At 61.9% G+C, this 17128-nt stretch carries 14 protein-coding genes; 11 read left to right on the top strand and 3 right to left on the bottom strand.

Going from position 1 to position 17128, the window contains the following annotated elements; genetic code table 11:
- Position 1: 1 nt before the first annotated feature.
- Entirely contained in the window at positions 2-943 is a 942-nt protein-coding gene (locus tag HW450_RS01975; protein WP_182386361.1) for an ABC transporter permease family protein, read from the bottom strand.
- Positions 944-1056: 113 nt separating this feature from the next.
- On the opposite strand from HW450_RS01975, the gene HW450_RS01970 reads away from it, so the two are divergent.
- The 5 genes from HW450_RS01970 to HW450_RS01950 all read left to right on the top strand — a co-directional run bounded on the left by HW450_RS01970 (position 1057) and on the right by HW450_RS01950 (position 7042).
- Positions 1057-2202 carry a sensor histidine kinase gene (locus HW450_RS01970; protein WP_182386360.1) on the top strand — a complete coding sequence of 382 codons (1146 nt, stop codon included), beginning with the start codon at positions 1057-1059 and terminating at the stop codon, positions 2200-2202.
- Positions 2195-2833 (top strand): response regulator, encoded by a 639-nt coding sequence (locus HW450_RS01965; protein ID WP_182386359.1) that lies wholly within the window; start codon positions 2195-2197, stop codon positions 2831-2833. The genes HW450_RS01970 and HW450_RS01965 overlap by 8 nt, the downstream gene beginning before the upstream one ends.
- Positions 2834-2920: 87 nt before the next feature.
- The gene (locus tag HW450_RS01960; protein WP_182386358.1) at positions 2921-4732 is read left to right on the top strand and encodes a penicillin-binding transpeptidase domain-containing protein; all 1812 of its coding nucleotides are present in this window, start codon (positions 2921-2923) and stop codon (positions 4730-4732) included.
- A 21-nt stretch (positions 4733-4753) separates the two neighbouring features.
- On the top strand, positions 4754-5626 hold the full coding sequence (gene map / locus HW450_RS01955) for a type I methionyl aminopeptidase (protein ID WP_182386357.1): 873 nt from the start codon (positions 4754-4756) through the stop codon (positions 5624-5626).
- Entirely contained in the window at positions 5627-7042 is a 1416-nt protein-coding gene (locus HW450_RS01950; protein ID WP_182386356.1) for a cobyric acid synthase, read from the top strand. It begins immediately after the preceding gene.
- Between the two features lie 1025 nt (positions 7043-8067).
- Here the strand turns inward: HW450_RS01950 and mtr are convergent.
- Positions 8068-9456, bottom strand: coding sequence for a mycothione reductase (gene mtr, locus HW450_RS01945; RefSeq protein WP_182386355.1), 1389 nt, complete (start codon positions 9454-9456; stop codon positions 8068-8070).
- A 237-nt stretch (positions 9457-9693) separates the two neighbouring features.
- Here mtr and mqo point away from each other — a divergent pair, with 237 nt between their 5' ends.
- From mqo to cobA, 6 genes are read left to right on the top strand one after another with little or no spacing between them, the layout of a single operon-like run.
- Complete coding sequence (gene mqo, locus HW450_RS01940; protein ID WP_182386354.1) at positions 9694-11193, top strand: malate dehydrogenase (quinone); 1500 nt, start codon at positions 9694-9696, stop codon at positions 11191-11193.
- A gap of 5 nt (positions 11194-11198) precedes the next feature.
- Positions 11199-12239: an ATP-binding protein gene (locus tag HW450_RS01935; RefSeq protein ID WP_182386353.1), complete on the top strand. Its 1041-nt coding sequence runs from the start codon at positions 11199-11201 to the stop codon at positions 12237-12239.
- Between the two features lies 1 nt (position 12240).
- On the top strand, positions 12241-13005 hold the full coding sequence (locus tag HW450_RS01930) for a vWA domain-containing protein (RefSeq protein WP_182387259.1): 765 nt from the start codon (positions 12241-12243) through the stop codon (positions 13003-13005).
- Between the two features lie 46 nt (positions 13006-13051).
- On the top strand, positions 13052-13657 hold the full coding sequence (gene cobO / locus HW450_RS01925) for a cob(I)yrinic acid a,c-diamide adenosyltransferase (protein WP_182386352.1): 606 nt from the start codon (positions 13052-13054) through the stop codon (positions 13655-13657).
- Entirely contained in the window at positions 13651-14994 is a 1344-nt protein-coding gene (locus HW450_RS01920; RefSeq protein WP_182386351.1) for a cobyrinate a,c-diamide synthase, read from the top strand. The genes cobO and HW450_RS01920 overlap by 7 nt, the downstream gene beginning before the upstream one ends.
- An 11-nt stretch (positions 14995-15005) precedes the next feature.
- Positions 15006-15734 (top strand): uroporphyrinogen-III C-methyltransferase, encoded by a 729-nt coding sequence (gene cobA, locus HW450_RS01915; RefSeq protein ID WP_232843299.1) that lies wholly within the window; start codon positions 15006-15008, stop codon positions 15732-15734.
- Positions 15735-15952: 218 nt separating this feature from the next.
- Here cobA and HW450_RS01910 read toward each other — a convergent pair whose 3' ends face one another.
- Positions 15953-17074, bottom strand: coding sequence for an AAA family ATPase (locus HW450_RS01910; protein ID WP_182386349.1), 1122 nt, complete (start codon positions 17072-17074; stop codon positions 15953-15955).
- Positions 17075-17128: the final 54 nt, after the last annotated feature.

Here is a 17128-nt window from a genome sequence, read left to right as displayed (position 1 = left end):
TTTAAGCGTTGGCGAGTGCGCTGCGTGGGTCAACGCGGAAGATCGGGAAGAGGGAGAACGCGGCACCGGCGAGGCCACAGGCGATGAGGATCGCGGCGGGCAGTGCGGTGGTGGACCACGTGAGGGAAACCGGGAGGCTGTCTGGGGCGAAGCTAGCAACCGTAATGGTCAGGAGGGTGCCGGCTGCCACGCCACCGACCAGCACGAGCAGAGCCTGGGTGAGGGCGTCAGAGATGACGACTTTGCGGGCCGCGCCGAGCGCCAAGGTGATGGCGATGCCGCCGAGACGCTGGATCGTCCACACAGTGAAGAACGCGCCAACCACGAGGGCCGAGATGGCAAACAGGAGAGTGGTCATGGTGGTGAGGGACAGGTTTTCGCCGGTGTAGCTTGCGGAGGTTTTCAGGATGTCCTTGCCGGTGAGGACCTTGGTGCCTTCCGGTGCGGTGACCTCGTGGTCTACCAGGATCGCGGCAGGCTCGCCCTGAGCTGCGTTTTCGGGAGAAACGAGCACCACTGGGACGTGGTCGAGCCACAGGTCTTGGGTGCCTTCAACGTGGACGTCCTTGTCGGCCAGGGTCAGGTCGACTGGGGCGTCCAGGGTGCCGTTGACTTTGGCTTCGTTACCACTCAAGCTTGGATCCGGCATGATGGCGACCGGGGTGTCACCAACCCGATCCCGGCCGACATACAGCGGGGTTCCCCCGACTTCGTCCGCGAGTGTCGCTGGGACCCGAGAACCCGAGAGCGTGGATGCGCCGTTGTCGGCGACGATCATGGTCTTGCCCTCGGTGAGGTATTCCAGTGCGGAGATCGACTGGTGAGACAGCCCTGCGGTGAGTGCGGACAGGAAACTCACGAGCACGGCGATCAGACCGATGGTGGTGGTGATCAGTGCGCTGCGTCCGGGCGCGCGACGGAGTTCTTTAAAGCCTTGGTACATGGCTCCTATTGTGGCTCCGAAGGTGATGTGTCTACATCGGGGAGACGGAGGGAATTCGTCTGCTACTTTTGTCTAGGTTTCTTTCCTACCCCTTGTGATTAAGCTTGAGTGTCATGGCGACGACACACCTCCTACACTCCGCGTGGCGTTGGTTGCACGCGTTCATGTTTGTCCTGGTCGCTGCGCTGATTATCCTTGCGGTGGTTCGCGGGGCAACCGGAGCGGCGATTGTAGCGGCAGTGATTTTTACTTTTTCGCTGGCGGGGTGGGAGTGGTCGCGAGTGCTGGGCAAGACGTGGTCACCGGCACTCATGTTGGTGACGGTGGCGGCCTTTGCGATTTTTCTCTACTACAGCGAGGACGCGGCTTTCCTAGCATTTCCCCTGTTCTTCGCCATCACGCACGCTTACGGTGGCTGGCGCAGTGTGGCGTACGTGAGTGTGTTGACCCTGGTCACGATTCTAGTGTTGTTGCGGCACTCAGGGCCGGGGATCGGTTCCATTATCGGTCCTGCGATCGGTGCTGGTGTGGCGCTTGCGGTGGGACTGGGGTTCCGGCTGTTGATCACAGAGTCGCAGGCCCGCGCCGATGCGATCTCTGAACTGATTGAAACCAAGGCTCAAGCGACAGAGATGGCCCGCGCCGCCGGCGAATTGAGCGAGCGCACCAGGCTGGCCGGGGATATCCATGACACGGTCGCCCAAGGCCTGAGCTCTATTCAGCTGTTGTTGCACTCGGCTGAGAAGAAAGCCGTCGAGCTGGGTGATTCCGCCCTGGTTGAGACCTTGCAATTGGCGCGTCAGACGGCGGCGCAGAATCTGAGCGAAACGCGTCGTATCATCGCGGCCCTGCAGCCCGAGCCGCTGGCCGGGTCGTCGCTGCCGGTGGCGCTAGCCCGGGTGTGTTCTACCACTCCGATGGGCAACGCGGTGCGCTTTCATGTGGATGGGCCCGCGACGGAACTTCCGGAGCCGCTGGAAAGTGCGCTCGTGCGGATTACTCAAACGCTGCTGGCTAATGTGGTTGCCCATGCGCATGCTACCCGTGCGAATGTCACGCTGACGTTTGATTCGGACGCGGTGTCCCTGGACGTGGTGGATGATGGGGTGGGCTTTGACCCGGCGTCGGTGGGCCCGAATTCTTACGGGCTTGCGGGGGTGCGGCGGCGCGTCGATAAGCTGGGTGGGACGGTTACTATCGAATCGGACGGGGGCACGGGTGTGAGCGTGCGGATCCCGATGGAGGTGTCACATGATTAGCGTGCTGCTTGCCGACGACCATCCCGTCATCCGCGCCGGGCTCAAAGCAGTCCTGGAAGACGATGACGACATCACGGTGGTAGGCGAAGTCGCCACCCCAGAAGAAGCCGTGTCCTTTGTACGAGCCCACCCCGACCTCGACCTCGTGCTCATGGACCTACGCTTCGGCGATGGGCCGGGCGAAGACGCCGAATCCGGCGGAGTGCGCGCCACCCGGATGATCCGCGAACAACCCAACGCGCCACAAGTACTCGTGGTGACGAACTATTCCACCGACGCCGATGTCGTGGGGGCCGTCTCCGCGGGTGCTGTCGGTTACTTACTCAAAGACTCCGACCCATCAGTGCTGGTAGCAGGCGTGCGTCAAGCGGCGGTGGGGGAGTCGGTGCTCTCCACGAAAGTCGCCACCCGCCTCATGGGCCGCATGCGCAACCCCAGCGTCAACCTCACCGCACGCGAAATGGAAGTGCTGCGCCTGGTGAGCGAAGGCAAATCGAACCGAGACATCGCCAAAGAGCTCTTCCTCACCGAAGCCACCATCAAATCGCACCTCGGCAATGCATTCACCAAGCTCGGCGTCACCTCCCGGACCGCCGCCGTCGTGGAAGCGCGCAAGCGGGGGATCTTCTAGGCGGGTTTGGGGCCAACCGCAGCCCCTCCCAAAGAGCTCGCCCTGCCTCCCCAAGATAGGGTGGCCTCGCTGTTAGGCTTGGTTTTCATGAGAGCCCTATCTGCTGTTGTCGTCGCATCACTGGTTGCCACGTGCGCTGCGTCGTGCACGCCGAAGCCGGATATTGCGGATCCGGTGGCACAGGAGTTTGTGCAGTCCATGGCCGAGGGGGATATCGAAAAGGCGGCGTCTCTTACGGATAACCCTGATCAGACGACGCTGATGTTGCGGCAGACGATTGACGGCATGCAGGCGGAGGGCTTGGACGCGTCCGTGACGAAGGTCAGCAATCAAGACACTCTCGCGACGGCGGATGTACAGATGGATTGGCGACTGCCTCGCGAGCGCAATTTCGCCTATAGCTCCCAGATCACGCTCACGAAGGTGAAGGGTGAATGGAAGGTGCGCTTCTTGCCGACGGTCATCCACCCGAAACTCGGCAATAACCAGCACCTGGAACTGCGGGCCTTGGAGGCGAAAAAGTCCCGGGTGGTCAGCGCCGACGGCGCTGATGTGCTGCAGCCGGGCAGCGTGGCCCGCGTGCTGATCAACACGTCAGAAGCGGGCAACCTGACTGGGGTAGCGGCTCGCGTCGCAACGGTCATCAATGAGGCCCGGGCGGCGAATGAAGCGGTTCCTCAGATCAACCAGTCCGTGTTGGCCCGGAACCTCGCGGATTTCAAGGGAACCTATTCGGTGGCCGTCGTTGGTGGCCCGGAAGGGAAGCGGGTGGCTGATGAGCTGCGCGGTATTCCTGGTGTGATTGTGAACGAGGAAGCCGCGATGGTCCGTTCGGATCCGACGTTCGCCCCGGAGATCATGTCGCGGGTGGAAAAGATCGTTGCCGACGAACTCGAAGGAGCGAATGGCTGGCACGTAGCGGTGGTGAACCAAAACGGCGCGGCGATCGATTCTTTGGAGCGGCATGAACCTCAGCTCGCGCCCGCGGTGCGCATTAGCCTGGATCACCACTTGCAGCAAGCGGCGCAGCAGGCAGTTGACCTGCGCAAGGATCGCAAAACCATGCTGGTGGCTATCCGGCCATCCAGTGGCGAGATTCTCGCTGTGGCGCAAACGAAACTCGCGGATGAGGACGGCGACCCTGCCCTGATGGGCCAATACCCACCAGGCTCGACGTTCAAGATGATTACCGCCGCTGCCGGCATGGCTCATGAAGGGATCAACCCGGGGTCTACCGTGCCATGCCCCGGCACGATGGAGGTCGGGCCTCGCATCGTCACCAACTACAACGGCTTCTCCCGTGGCAACACCTCACTCGATGATGCCTTCGCCCAGTCCTGCAACACCACCTTCGCGGACATCTCCAGCCGACTCCAACCTGGCCAGCTGCAAGACATGGCGAAAAGCTTCGGCCTCGGCGTCGACTATCGCATCCCTGGCCTGGACACGATGACCGGCGCGGTGCCCCGTGGTGAGGAATTCATGCAGCGTGTCGACGAGGGGTACGGCCAGGGCCTCGACCTAGCGAGCCCATTCGGGATGGCATTGGTCGCCGCAACCGCCGCTGCGGGCAAGACACCGATGCCATTCCTAATCGCGGGTCACCGCACCGAGGTCAGTGAGGAGGTCCCGGCTCCGGACCCTGTGGTCGTCGATAATCTGCGCGGCATGATGCGCTCCGTGGTTACCTCCGGTACCGCCCGTGGCATGCAGCAAACCGGCGGCGAGCTGCACGGCAAGACCGGTGAAGCCGAATTCAACGGCGGTTCCCACGCCTGGTTTGCTGGCTACCGCAGCGATGACATCGCCTTCGCCACCCTCATCGTCGGTGGTGGCGGGTCGGAAACGTCCGTCGCGGTCACCGACCACTTCTTCCGGCTCATCGACGGACAAAAATAAAACGGCGTTAACATAAGGGGCATGACTAGAACCACGAAACTTACTCCCGGCACCCCAACCCCCATCCGAACAGTTCCCAAGCACATCGAACGACCGGAGTACGCGTGGAAAAACAGCGTCCAGGAAGCCATGGGCGAACCCCTCATCCAAACCCCTGAGGTGATTGAAGCGATGCGCGAAGCTTCCCGCATCGCAGCCAACGCCCTCGTCGTCGCGGGTAGGGAAGTACAGCCGGGCGTCACCACCGACTATGTGGACAGCGTCGCCCACGAGTACATGTGCGACCACGGCGCCTACCCATCTACCCTCGGCTACCGTGGTTACCCCAAATCCTGCTGTATCTCCCTCAATGAGATCATCTGCCACGGCATTCCCGACACCACGGTGATTGAGGACGGTGACATCGTCAACATCGACGTCACGGCTTACAAAAACGGCGTTCACGGCGATACCAACGCTACTTTCCTCGCTGGCGATGTCGCCGAAGAACACCGGCTCCTCGTCGAGCGGACCAAGGAAGCCACCATGCGTGGCATCAAGGCGGCGAAACCGGGACGACAAATCAACGTGATCGGGCGCGTCATCGAGTCCTACGCCAAGCGCTTCGGATACAACGTCGTGCGCGACTTCACCGGGCATGGTGTTGGCCCCACCTTCCACAACGGGCTCGTCGTGCTGCACTACGACTCTGACGCCTACACCGACATCCTCGAACCGGGCATGACCCTCACCATCGAACCGATGATCAACCTCGGCAGCCTCGACTACGACATCTGGGACGATGACTGGACCGTCCAAAACCGCGACGGCAAGTTCACCGCCCAATTCGAGCACACCATCGTCATCACCGACAACGGCAACGAAATCCTCACCATCCCCGACGAAGACATCTAAATGACAGCCCTCCTCATCGCCGGCACCACCTCTGACGCCGGAAAATCAATCGTCGTTGCTGGACTCTGCCGCGCCCTCACCCGCCGCGGCCTCAAAGTGGCGCCCTTCAAAGCACAAAACATGTCCAACAACTCGGTGGTGTGCCCAGACGGCGGTGAGATCGGCCGCGCCCAGGGGCTGCAAGCTCTCGCCTGTGGACTGGAACCCGATGTACGGTTTAATCCAGTGCTGCTCAAACCGGGATCAGACCGCACCTCCCAGTTGGTGGTTAAGGGGCTGGCGGTCGGTAACGTCAGTGCGAAGAATTACGTCGAGCATCGCGCGCACCTGCGGGAAGTGTCAGCCGCTTGCCTTGCGGAATTGGAATCGCAGTTCGACATCGTGGTCTGTGAAGGCGCCGGATCGCCGGCGGAGATCAACCTCCGAGAAACCGATGTCGCGAATTTCGGGCTCGCCGAAGCCGCCGATCTTCCCGTGTACCTCGTCGGTGACATCGACCGCGGCGGCGTCCTCGCGCACCTCTACGGCACTTACTTCATCTCCGCGCCGAAGGATCGCGAACGCATCAAGGGATTTATCATCAACAAGTTCCGTGGCGACCAAACCATCCTGGACCCAGGACTCGCCGAGCTCGAGCGATTGACCGGCATCCCGACCGTCGCGGTGCTGCCCTTCATCAACGGGCTGTGGGTGGACGCCGAGGACTCCCTCCAATCAGCAGCCGGGACGACGATTGGGCCCGCGACTCGGGGCGTCGGTAATCAGCGGCTGCGGGTTGCGGCCGTGCGCCTGCCCCGCATCTCCAACGCCACCGATGTCGAAGCCCTCGCCTGCGAACCCGGCGTCAGCGTCACCTGGTCCGTGGACCCCGACTTCATCGCCGACGCCGACCTCGTGGTGCTGCCCGGCTCCAAAGCGACCCTGTCTGACCTGCGGTGGCTGCGGGAAACCGGCATCGCCGACGCGATCACCGCACGCACCCAGCCCACCATCGGCATCTGCGGCGGCTACCAAATGATGTGCACGCTTATCGACGACCCCGTCGAAGGAATCGGCACCGAACAAGGACTCGGGATTTTTGACACCGACATCACCTTCGCCCCCGAAAAAACCCTCATCAGGCACGACGGCGGCGCCTACGAAGTCCACCACGGACAAGTAACTCGCACCACCGAAGCACCATGGATCGACGATGAAGGTGCAGCTCAAGGCGTTTTTCGAGGGACCCACCGGCACGGACAGCTCGAAAACGATGCGTTCCGGAAAGACTTCCTCACGTGGGTCGCGGCCGCCGTGGGGAAAGAGGGGTTCGTCGTCGACCCAGACATGTCCTTCCATGCCGAACGACTCCGCCAACTCGACCTCATTGCCGACACACTTGAGCAGCACTGGAATCTGGACGGATTGCTGGGGTAGTTGTTTTTGTGTGGTCTAGGTGTGGTTCTTGGTGTGTGTTCCTTGTGTGTTCCTTGTGTGTGTTTCTTGTGAAACCCGGGAAGCGTTCCCCGGGTTTCGGGGCAGAAAGGGAAAAATAGCAGCTGTGCAGCTAGTTTTACGCCCGAGATCCGGGTTGTGCTTCCCGGGGATCTGCTAATTGAGGCTTTGGGGCTTAGTTGGCTGCGTGTCAGCGCACGCATTCAATCTCTGAGAGTTTTCCCAGCCGCGGTTTGGGTAATGTGCGAGTCCTGGAATTCGAGACTCGGAGTGGTTCAGGCCCCAAAGCGGTGTTTTGGGGGTTTTATTCACCGAGTCTCGAAAAACAGGTCTCGAGTTTTGTGGGGGAGAGTGTCAGATGGTTTGTGTGCGGGGCCATTCCATATTGCGGTCATGCTTCACATAATCTGCCCCTTGTTAGACACTGTGCTACATCAAAATGCCTGGTCGCGAGAAGGGTGCTTTTCCTAACATGGGGCAAATTCGACTGGCGAACACGCGCTGGAGACATTTCTGGTTGTGTGAGCGCAAGCAACTTGGCTTGTGGGTGTTCTCCCGGCCGCGGTTTGGGGAATGTGCGAGTCCTGGAATTCGAGACTCGGAGTGGTTCGGGCCCAAAGCGGTGTTTTGGGGGTTTTATTCTCCGAGTCTCGAAAAACAGGTCTCGAGTTTTGTGGGGGAGAGTGTCAGATGGTTTGTGTGTGCGGGGCCTTTCCATGTTGAGGTCGTGCTTCACATTATCTGCCCCATGTTAGACACTGTGCTACATCAAAATGCCTGGTCGCGAGAAGGGTGTTTTTCCTAACATGGGGCAAATTCGACTGGCGAACAAGCGCTGGGGACAATTCCTGTGGTGCCAACGCAAGCAACTTGGCTTGTGGGTGTTCTCTCGGGCAATGTGCGAGTCCTGGAATTCGAGACTGGGAGCAGGCGTCGATGTTTTGGGGTATTTTAGGGGTTTTATTCACCGAGTCTCGAAAAACAGGTCTCGAAAAGTCCCAAGAACCCTAAAACTCCAACCCCAGCAGCGCGTTTTCGATGAGTTCCGGCAGTGCGGGGTGGATCCAGTATTGTTTGGTGGCTACGTCGCGGCAGTCGAGGTCGAAGGCCATGACGGTGATGAGTTGCTGGATGAGGGTTGAGGCTTGGGGGCCGATGATGTGGGCGCCGAGGAGGCATCCGGTGTTTTTGTCGGCGATGAGTTTGGCGAAGTTGGTGGTGTCTTCCATTGCCCACCCGTAGGCGACGTCGCCATATTTTTGGACTTTCACGGTTACGTCGTAGCTTTCACGTGCTTCTTTTTCGGTGAGTCCGACGTAGGCGATTTGGGGGTGGGTGAACACGGCGGCGGGGACGTGGTCGTGTGGCATGGGGCGCAGGTCATCGGGGTGAAGGATGTTGTGTCGCACGGTGCGCATTTCGGCGTTGGCGACGTGCTTGAGGAGGTAGGGGGAGGAGGCGTCGCCGAGTGCCCAGACTCCGTCGGCGGTGGTGCGCCCGTATTCGTCCACCTTAATAGACCCCTCAGTCATGTCGATGCCGCCGAGGTGGAGGTCCATTTGGTCGCCGTTGGGGATGCGTCCGGTGGCGACGAGGAGGATGTCGTGTTCCAGCTCGGTGCCGTCGCTGAGGGTGACGCCGGTGTCGGTGGCTGCGGTGACTTCGACTTCGTAGCGGACGTCCCATTGGGTTTCGGCGGCGCGTTGGAAGGCGGCGGCGATGTCGTCGTCGAGGCCGCGGAGCATGCGGTCGCTGCGCACCAGTTGCGTCACGGATACGCCGAGGGAGGAGAAGACGTGCGCGAATTCGCAGGCGATGAAGCCGGCGCCGACGATGGTCATGCGCTTAGGGAGCAAAGGGATGCGCATGATGTCTTCGTTGGTGTAATAGCGGGCCCCGGATTCGGCGATAGCCGCGGGGATTTGGGGGCGCGACCCCGCGGCGATGATGATGGTGTCGCCGGTTATTTCCTCAGATCCGGTGCGGATGGTTTTGGGGCCGATGAAACGCGCGTGTTGGTCGTAGACGTCGATGTTGGGGGTTTCAGGTCCGCGTCGGTAAGCCTCGCCACCTGCGGCGATTTGGTCGATGCGGTCGGTGAAGACGCGCTTGCTTATCGACGCCCAATCCACCCCCTCGAACTGCCCCTTAATTCCGTAACGGCCGGATTCCTCGATGGTGCGGGCAATATCCGCCGCGTAGACGTACATTTTGGTGGGAATGCAGCCGACATTGAGGCAGGTGCCGCCGAAGGTACCCTTCTCGATGATCGCGATGGACTTGTCATCGAATTCGGGGCCGGGGATGGAATTGCCGGAACCAGTGCCGATGATGATGATGTCGTAGTGCTTGCCCACGTAGCGCTCCTTCTTAAGTGTTGGGGTCCTGGTAGGCATAGTAGTGAGATTTGCCTAGCAATGACGGACCGGACTGCATATTCCCATTGGGGTGAAAATTCCCAATTTGTGGGGGAAGTTTTACCAAAGCTGCAATTTTTGCGCGTAAGCTTGTTTGGTAACGGACTTGTTTGTCCGGCTTTTGGGCTGGCAACACGAATGGGAAGTCCACCTCAGGGCACTAGTAGTCCGGGGTTTCTATACATACGCACAGTTGATGAAAGAAGTTGAGTTACAGTGTCCGAAGCTAAAGTAAGCGCAAAGGTAACTGACGAGGCGGATGTTGTCCTCATCGGCGCAGGTATCATGAGCGCCACGCTGGGTGCGATGCTGAAACAACTCGAGCCAACCTGGTCTCAGATCATTTTTGAACGCTTGGATGTCCCAGCTCAGGAGTCCTCCTCCCCGTGGAACAACGCGGGTACCGGTCACTCCGCGCTCTGCGAGCTGAACTACACGCCACTGCAGCACGGTGAAGTGAACATCTCCAAGGCTGTGAACATCAATGAGAAGTTCCAGGTCTCTCGTCAGTTCTGGTCTCACCAGGTTGAGAATGGCATCCTGACCGACCCTCGCGAGTTCATTAACCCGGTTCCTCACGTCGCCTTCGGCCGTGGTGATGACCAGGTTAAGTACATCAAGATGCGCTATGAAAAGCTCTCCAAGCACACCCTGTTCCAGGGAATGCAGTACTCCGACGATGACTCGAAGTTCGCCGAGTTCCTGCCACTGATGGCTAAGGGCCGTGACTTTGACGCTGAAAAGGTCAACATTTCCTGGTTCGACGAGGGCACCGACATTAACTACGGTGCCCAGGCCAAGCAGTTCCTGGCCGCAGCTGAAAAGGGTGGCACTGAGGTCCGCTACGGCCACGAGGTCAAGGACATCAAGGCCGACGGCGACAAGTGGAAGGTGACCGTCAAGAACGTCCACACCGGTGACATCCAGACCGTGAAGGCTGGTTTTGTGTTCGTCGGTGCTGGCGGCATGGCACTGCCATTGCTGCAGAAGTCCGGCATCAAGGAGATCAAGGGCTACGGCGGTTTCCCAGTGTCCGGCGCTTGGCTGCGCTGCACCAACGAGGAGCTCATTGAGCAGCACGCCGCGAAGGTCTACGGCCAGGCTTCCGTGGGCACCCCACCAATGTCTGTTCCTCACCTGGACACCCGCGTGATCGACGGCAAGAAGGGCCTGCTGTTTGGCCCATACGCTGGTTGGACCCCGAAGTTCCTGAAGCAGGGCTCCTACCTGGACCTGTTCAAGTCCTTCCGCCCAGGCAACCTGCCGTCCTACATGGGCGTTGGCGTGCAGGAGATGGGCCTGACCAAGTACCTGGTCACCGAAGTGATGAAGGATGAGGCTGCTCGCCTGGAGTCCCTCCGCGAGTATATGCCAACCGCGAAGGCGGAGGACTGGGAGCTGGTTATCGCAGGTCAGCGCGTCCAGATCATCAAGCCTGCCGGCTTCCCACGATTCGGTTCCCTGGAGTTCGGTACCGCACTAATCAACAACCCAGAGGGCACCATCGCCGGCCTGCTCGGCGCATCCCCAGGTGCTTCCATCGCCCCATCCGCCATGATCGAGGTGCTGGAGCGCTGCTTCGGCAACCGCATGATCGAGTGGGGTCCAAAGCTGAAGGAAATGGTTCCTACCTACGGTGTGAAGCTCTCCGGTGATCCGAAGCTGTTCAACGAGGTCTGGGAGCGCACCCAGAAGACCCTGAAGCTGGAGGACTAATCACAGTGACTCTCACCCCTGATCCGGGGTTCCCTTTCGCGGCAGTTGTTGGACAAGATCAGCTCAAGCTGGCCTTGATCCTCAACGCGATTTCCCCCCGGATCGGGGGCGTCGTCGTTCGCGGCGAAAAAGGAACCGCCAAAACCACCACCGTCCGCGCTTTCGCTGCCCTCTTGGAAGGCGCCCCATTAGTCAACCTGCCGCTCGGCGCTACCGAGGATCGCGTGGTGGGGTCCCTCAACGTGGAAAAGGTGTTCACCACCGGCCACACCGAATTCCAGCCGGGATTGCTGTCCCAAGCTCATGGCGGTGTGCTTTACGTGGACGAGGTGAACCTCCTGGCAGATCACCTCATCGACGCCCTGCTCGATGCCGCCGCTACCGGCCGCGTCACAGTGGAACGCGATGGAATTTCCCACTCTGACCCGGCGTCGTTTGTGCTGGTAGGCACGATGAACCCGGAAGAGGGGGAGCTGCGCCCGCAACTGTTGGACCGGTTCGGCCTGGCGGTAGAGGTGGTGGCGTCTCGGGACGTCGACAAGCGTGCTGAAATTATGCGGCGGCGCCTCGCTTTTGAAGCAGACCCCGTGGCGTTTGCTGCGCAGTGGCAGCAGGAGACCGCGGAGCTGAGTGCGCGGATCGCTAAGGCGAAGTCGCTGGAGGTCACGCTCGGCGATGAGGCACTTCGCACCATCGCCCATGTCTGTGCTGCGTTTGATGTGGACGGAATGCGCGCTGACCTGGTCATTGCCCGGGCAGCGAAGGCCCACGCGGCCTGGCGTGGCGCGACTGAGGTTGCCGAGGAGGACATCAAGGCCGCCGCCGAACTCACGCTGCCGCATCGCAAGCGCCGTGACCCGTTTGATGAGCCCGGCCTGGACGAGGAGCAACTGGACCAAGCCCTGGATGACGCCCGCGAGGACACACCTGAGGAGCCAGAACCGGAACCCAACGAGCCACCAGCGCAGCCCGAGAAGGAACCCGAGGAACCGCCGTCGGATGGGAAGGTAGGTAGCGCCGAGACTGGCGCTCAGTTTCGCTCCTAGGCTGGTGCGTCGCGCCGGCACCGGCGCGGAAGGGGTGCCGGGCCGTCGCTCCTATGCGTACACTCCGCAGGGCGCGAGCGTGCGCGCGGTCAAGGGCGGCCATGGGCTACACGTGGTGGGCACGGTGCTCGCCGCGGCGAACCGCGGTGGCCGGGTGGTGGAAGGCCTCATTGATTTCCGGCCCCAGGACCTGCGCGGGCAGCTGCGGCGCGGCCGGGAGGCGAACCTGATTGTGTTCGTGGTGGACTCCTCCGGGTCGATGGCGGGCCAGGACCGGTTGGCAGCCGTCACCGGGGCAGTGCACTCCATGCTTCGCGACGCCTACCAGCGCCGAGATCGCGTCGCCGTGATCACGGTACGTGGCGCGGACGCCGAAGTGGTGCTGCCGCCTACCTCGTCCATTGATGTGGCAGTGCGCCGGCTGCATGGCCTCCCCACCGGCGGGCGCACCCCATTGGGTGAGGGCCTGCTCAAAGCCCATGAATTGATGGAACGTGAGCACCGGCGGGAACCAGGGAGGCGACCGATCCTGATCGTGATCTCGGATGGGCGCGCCACCGGCGGTTCCGGCCTCGAGGGAGCTCGCCAGGCCGCGCACACCATCGCGGCCCGCCGGCTCGCCGCGCCCGTGGTGATCGATTGCGAGAAACCAGGTCGCGTGCAGCTGGGCCTGGCGCGGGAACTGGCGAAGCAGATGAACGCAGTGTGCCTGCGCCTGTCTGAACTCAGCGCCGACAATGTGGTCGGCGTGATCGATGCCTTGTAGCGGGTATCGGTAAACTCGAGCGTTACTAACGAAAAGGAGTGTGGCCATGCCGCAAGGAAAAGTAGATCCCGCGAACATCCCTGATGACGGATTAACCACCAAGCAGCGCCGACTGTTACCGATCACGGCCGTGCACACCGGCCCCGGCAAGGGCAAGTCCACCGCAGCGTTCGGCATGGCCATGCGTGCCTGGAACCAGGGCATGAAGGTGGGCGTGTTCCAGTTTGTGAAGTCCGCGAAATGGAAGGTGGGCGAGGAGGCGGTGTTTAGGCGCCTTGGTGAGCTGGAGCCCGGCAGCGTCGAGTGGCACAAGATGGGCGAGGGCTGGTCGTGGGCCAAGAAGCAGGGCTCGGATGAGGACCACGCCCAGGATGCGCGCGATGGCTGGGAGGAAGTCAAACGCCGCCTCATGGCCGAGGAACACGACTTTTATGTGCTGGACGAGTTCACCTACCCGATCAAGTGGGGGTGGATCGACGTGGACGATGTGGTGGAGACACTGCGCAACCGTCCGGGCACGCAGCACGTGGTGATCACGGGCCGGGACGCAGACCCGAAGCTGATCGAGGTCGCGGACCTGGTCACCGAGATGACAAAGATCAAGCACCCCATGGACGTGGGACGCAAGGGACAAAAGGGCATCGAGTGGTAACACCGGGCATCCTCATCGCCGCCACCGGCTCCGGGACGGGCAAAACCACGATCGCGACCGGCCTGATGGCGGCGCTGGCCCGGACCCGCACCGTGGCGCCGTTCAAGGTCGGGCCGGACTACATCGACCCGTCCTATCACAGCCTCGCTACCGGGCAGGTCGGCCGCAACCTAGACATGGTCATGTGCCCCGGCCTCATCGGACCGCTCTACGCGCACGGCGCTGCCGGCAAGGACATTGCCGTGGTGGAAGGCGTCATGGGGCTTTTCGACGGCCGGATCGGCGGTCACCCCGCCGGGTCATCAGCCGACATCGCCGCCGAGCTTGGCCTGCCAGTGATTTTGGTCGTGGACGTGCGCGGCATGAGTCAGTCCGTCGGGGCCCTGGTACGGGGATTTACCCAGGAACGCAGCGACATCGCGATTCGAGGCGTGATCCTGAATCAGGTCGGTTCGGAGCGGCACGCCGCCGTGTGCCGTGACGCTGTGGAAGCAGCGGGCATTACCGTCGTTGGTGCCATCCCGCGGGTAGACAAGGTGGAGGTTCCTTCCCGACACCTAGGTTTGATTACTGCCGAGGAACACGGGGCAAAAGCCCGTGACGCGGTAGATCGCATGGCCGACCTGGTGGCCGAACACTGCGACCTGGGCGCGATTGTGGAACTTGCCGCCTGCAGCTATGAGGGGCCAGCCTGGACTCCGGGAGTGCGCACCTTTGAACAGACGCGCATTGCGCTCGCCGGGGGCCCAGCCTTCACCTTCGCCTACGCCGAGCACCGGGAGATCCTCGCCGCCGCTGGGACGACCGTGATTGACTTTGACCCGCTGGTGGATGATTTCCCGGAATGCGACGGGCTGATCATTCCGGGTGGATTCCCGGAAGAGCACGTCGAAAAGCTCAGTGCTCGCGCTGACCTGCGCGACGCTGTCCGCGCGCACGTCCGCACCAAGCCTATTCACAGCGAATGCGCCGGACTGCTGTGGCTGGTAGAGACCCTCGACGCGCACCCCATGGTCGGGTTGATCCCCACGCACGCCGCGATGCGTCGGCGACTCACCCTCGGGTACCGGGAGGCCGTCGCGCTGACCGACAGCGTGCTGTACCAGGCGGGGGAGCGCGTCACCGGGCACGAGTTCCACCACACCGCGCTCACCGAGGAATCGGTAGCCGGTTTCGCCCCGGCGTGGGGCTGGCGCGCCTGGGACGGATCCAACCGGGCGGAAGGGTTCGTCTCGGAGACGATCCATGCCTCCTATCTGCACGTGCACCCGGCGTCCTGCCCGCAGGCAATCGAGCGTTTCGTTGCCCAATGCGTGGCGGCGAAAACCGCGCAGTAAAATTAGTGGCTATGGAAAAACACCCAGTTGTCTTGGTTGGCGGCGGTCCCGGAGCGTGGGACCTCATCACGGTACGTGGCATGCACGCGCTGCAAAACGCCGACGTGATCCTCGCCGACCACCTGGGTCCCACCGCCGAACTGGACAAGCTCTGCGACCTGTCCGCCAAAGAAGTGATCGACTGCTCCAAACTGCCCTACGGGCGGCAGGTGGCGCAGGAGAAAATCAACGCCATGCTGGTGGAACACGCCCAGGCGGGTAAGAAGGTGGTGCGACTGAAAGGCGGGGATCCGTTCGTTTTTGGCCGCGGTTTTGAAGAGATCCAAGCCTGCGCGGAGGCTGGCATCACCGTCGAGGTAGTCCCTGGCGTCACATCTGCCATATCCGTCCCTGCCGTGTTCGGTGTACCGGTCACCCAACGAGGCATGGTGCATTCCTTCACCGTCATCTCCGGCCACGTCCCACCCGGACACCCGACCTCCCTGAACAACTGGGAGGCGCTCGCACAAACGGGCGGCACCCTCGTCGTGATCATGGGCGTAAAGAACGGCGGCGCCATCGCCAGCGCGCTTATCGACGCCGGCCGCCCCGAATCCACCCCCGTAGCCGTCATCCAAGAAGGCACCACAGCTGCGCAAACGGGCTTTCGCACCACCTTGGGAGAACTGGGAGCCTCGCTGGTCTCAGAAGGCGTGCAGCCACCAGCCGTCATCGTGATCGGGGATGTGGCCGGGCTGTAGTAGGGAACTGGCTGGGATCATTTCACTGGAGAAAATTGTGGCGGTAGCGGAATGGCTGTTCCGCGTTGTCCCCGACATTACCCTCCCGAAGTTCGGGGTTTCTGGGGTGCTTTTGGGGCATTCTCGGGGGCGTAATGTCGGGGCCTAGCTTTTTACCCACCTAGGCCTGCACCCAGGGAAGAGGTTTCCCTAGCCGGCGAACCCTCATCAAAAAATGGTCACTGAATTCTGGTCGGCCGGGACCCGGTGTGCAGGAATTCCCGGAAGTAGGGGAGGACGAATTGCAGGCTGCCCCAGCCCGCTGATTCGAGCAGGTCGCGGGCGATGAGTTTGGCGCGTGTATCGCTGAGCGCGGTGATGGGGCGTCCCAAGAGTGAGGCTACTTCTGCGGTTCGTACGGGTGCGCCGTCGTTGCTGAGGTGTGCGACGGCGTGGAGGAATTCGAGCTGTCGTTCCGGGAGGCCTTTGACGGCGGGCTGGTGTACTTGGCGACCCATGGTGGCGATGGCTTCGGTGCGGATTGCGGCGACGTCGTCTTCGATGATGCTGCCGGTAGCGCGTTCCCAGGCGAGCGACCCGACGAGTTGCAGCAGGTAGGGGTAGCCTTTCGCAAGGGCGACGGCGGCGTCGGCAGCAGCTGCGGTGAATTCGTGGGAGGTGCCGGTGGCGGATTCGACGAGGATGGCGCGGGAATCGTCGTCGGTAAGCGGGCCGAGCTCGAAGTGGCGCGCACGCCGCATGAAGGTGGTGCCGGGCAAGTCAAGCAGCTTATCGACGCCATGGGTGAGCCCCGCAACGATAAGACTGACGTGCAGATCATCGCGAATGAGATCCTGGTAGGCGGTGGCGAGTTCGCGCAGGTCAGCGGGGTCGCAGTCCTGGATTTCATCGACCGAGATAACCACGCCCGTGCCGTGCGGAGTGAGCTCCGCGAGCAGTCCCCGCAGTTCAGAGGACAGGGTGGGCACTGGTGCGTCCTCAAAGGACGTTTCGGTATCCACCCCCAGCATGCGCAGCTTCACCCCAGTGACGCGGGTGTTGGACTGGCGGCCGCGGAACTCCTGGCGGGCAGTGGGGATAATCGAATTGACCAGGCGATCAACCAAACCAGGGGCGCTGGGGACGCGCAGCACCAGCCAGCCGTGGCTGCGGGCAATGTCTTCTAGCTCCGTGAGCAGCACCGTTTTGCCGATGCCACGAGAACCCGAAATGACAATCGAGCGGTCCGGGTGGCCGGCAGGGCCCTGGATGGCGTCGTGGTACTGGGTCAGAGCCGTGCGGCGGCCAGCCCAAAAGCGTGGCGAAGCGCCGAAGGTCGGGCGGAACGGGTTGTGAGACATACCGCAAGTGTATTGATAAATTGATAAAAATGCACGGGTTGATAAATTGATAAT

Source organism: Corynebacterium hindlerae (assembly GCF_014117265.1).
Taxonomy (GTDB): Bacteria; Actinomycetota; Actinomycetes; order Mycobacteriales; family Mycobacteriaceae; genus Corynebacterium; species Corynebacterium hindlerae.
Note: the sequence above shows the minus strand (reverse complement) of the source record. Positions and strands in the feature narration are given on the sequence as shown.

Bases quoted from the DNA above. Each gene is read 5' to 3' on its own strand.
- cobA (WP_232843299.1), top strand. From the start codon at position 15,006: ATGGAAAAACACCCAGTTGTCTTGGTTGGCGGCGGTCCCGGAGCGTGG.
- HW450_RS01950 (WP_182386356.1), top strand. From the start codon at position 5,627: ATGACAGCCCTCCTCATCGCCGGCACCACCTCTGACGCCGGAAAATCA.
- HW450_RS01910 (WP_182386349.1), bottom strand. From the start codon at position 17,074: ATGTCTCACAACCCGTTCCGCCCGACCTTCGGCGCTTCGCCACGCTTT.
- HW450_RS01975 (WP_182386361.1), bottom strand. From the start codon at position 943: ATGTACCAAGGCTTTAAAGAACTCCGTCGCGCGCCCGGACGCAGCGCA.
- map (WP_182386357.1), top strand. From the start codon at position 4,754: ATGACTAGAACCACGAAACTTACTCCCGGCACCCCAACCCCCATCCGA.
- HW450_RS01960 (WP_182386358.1), top strand. From the start codon at position 2,921: ATGAGAGCCCTATCTGCTGTTGTCGTCGCATCACTGGTTGCCACGTGC.
- cobO (WP_182386352.1), top strand. From the start codon at position 13,052: ATGCCGCAAGGAAAAGTAGATCCCGCGAACATCCCTGATGACGGATTA.
- HW450_RS01970 (WP_182386360.1), top strand. From the start codon at position 1,057: ATGGCGACGACACACCTCCTACACTCCGCGTGGCGTTGGTTGCACGCG.
- mtr (WP_182386355.1), bottom strand. From the start codon at position 9,456: ATGCCTACCAGGACCCCAACACTTAAGAAGGAGCGCTACGTGGGCAAG.
- HW450_RS01965 (WP_182386359.1), top strand. From the start codon at position 2,195: ATGATTAGCGTGCTGCTTGCCGACGACCATCCCGTCATCCGCGCCGGG.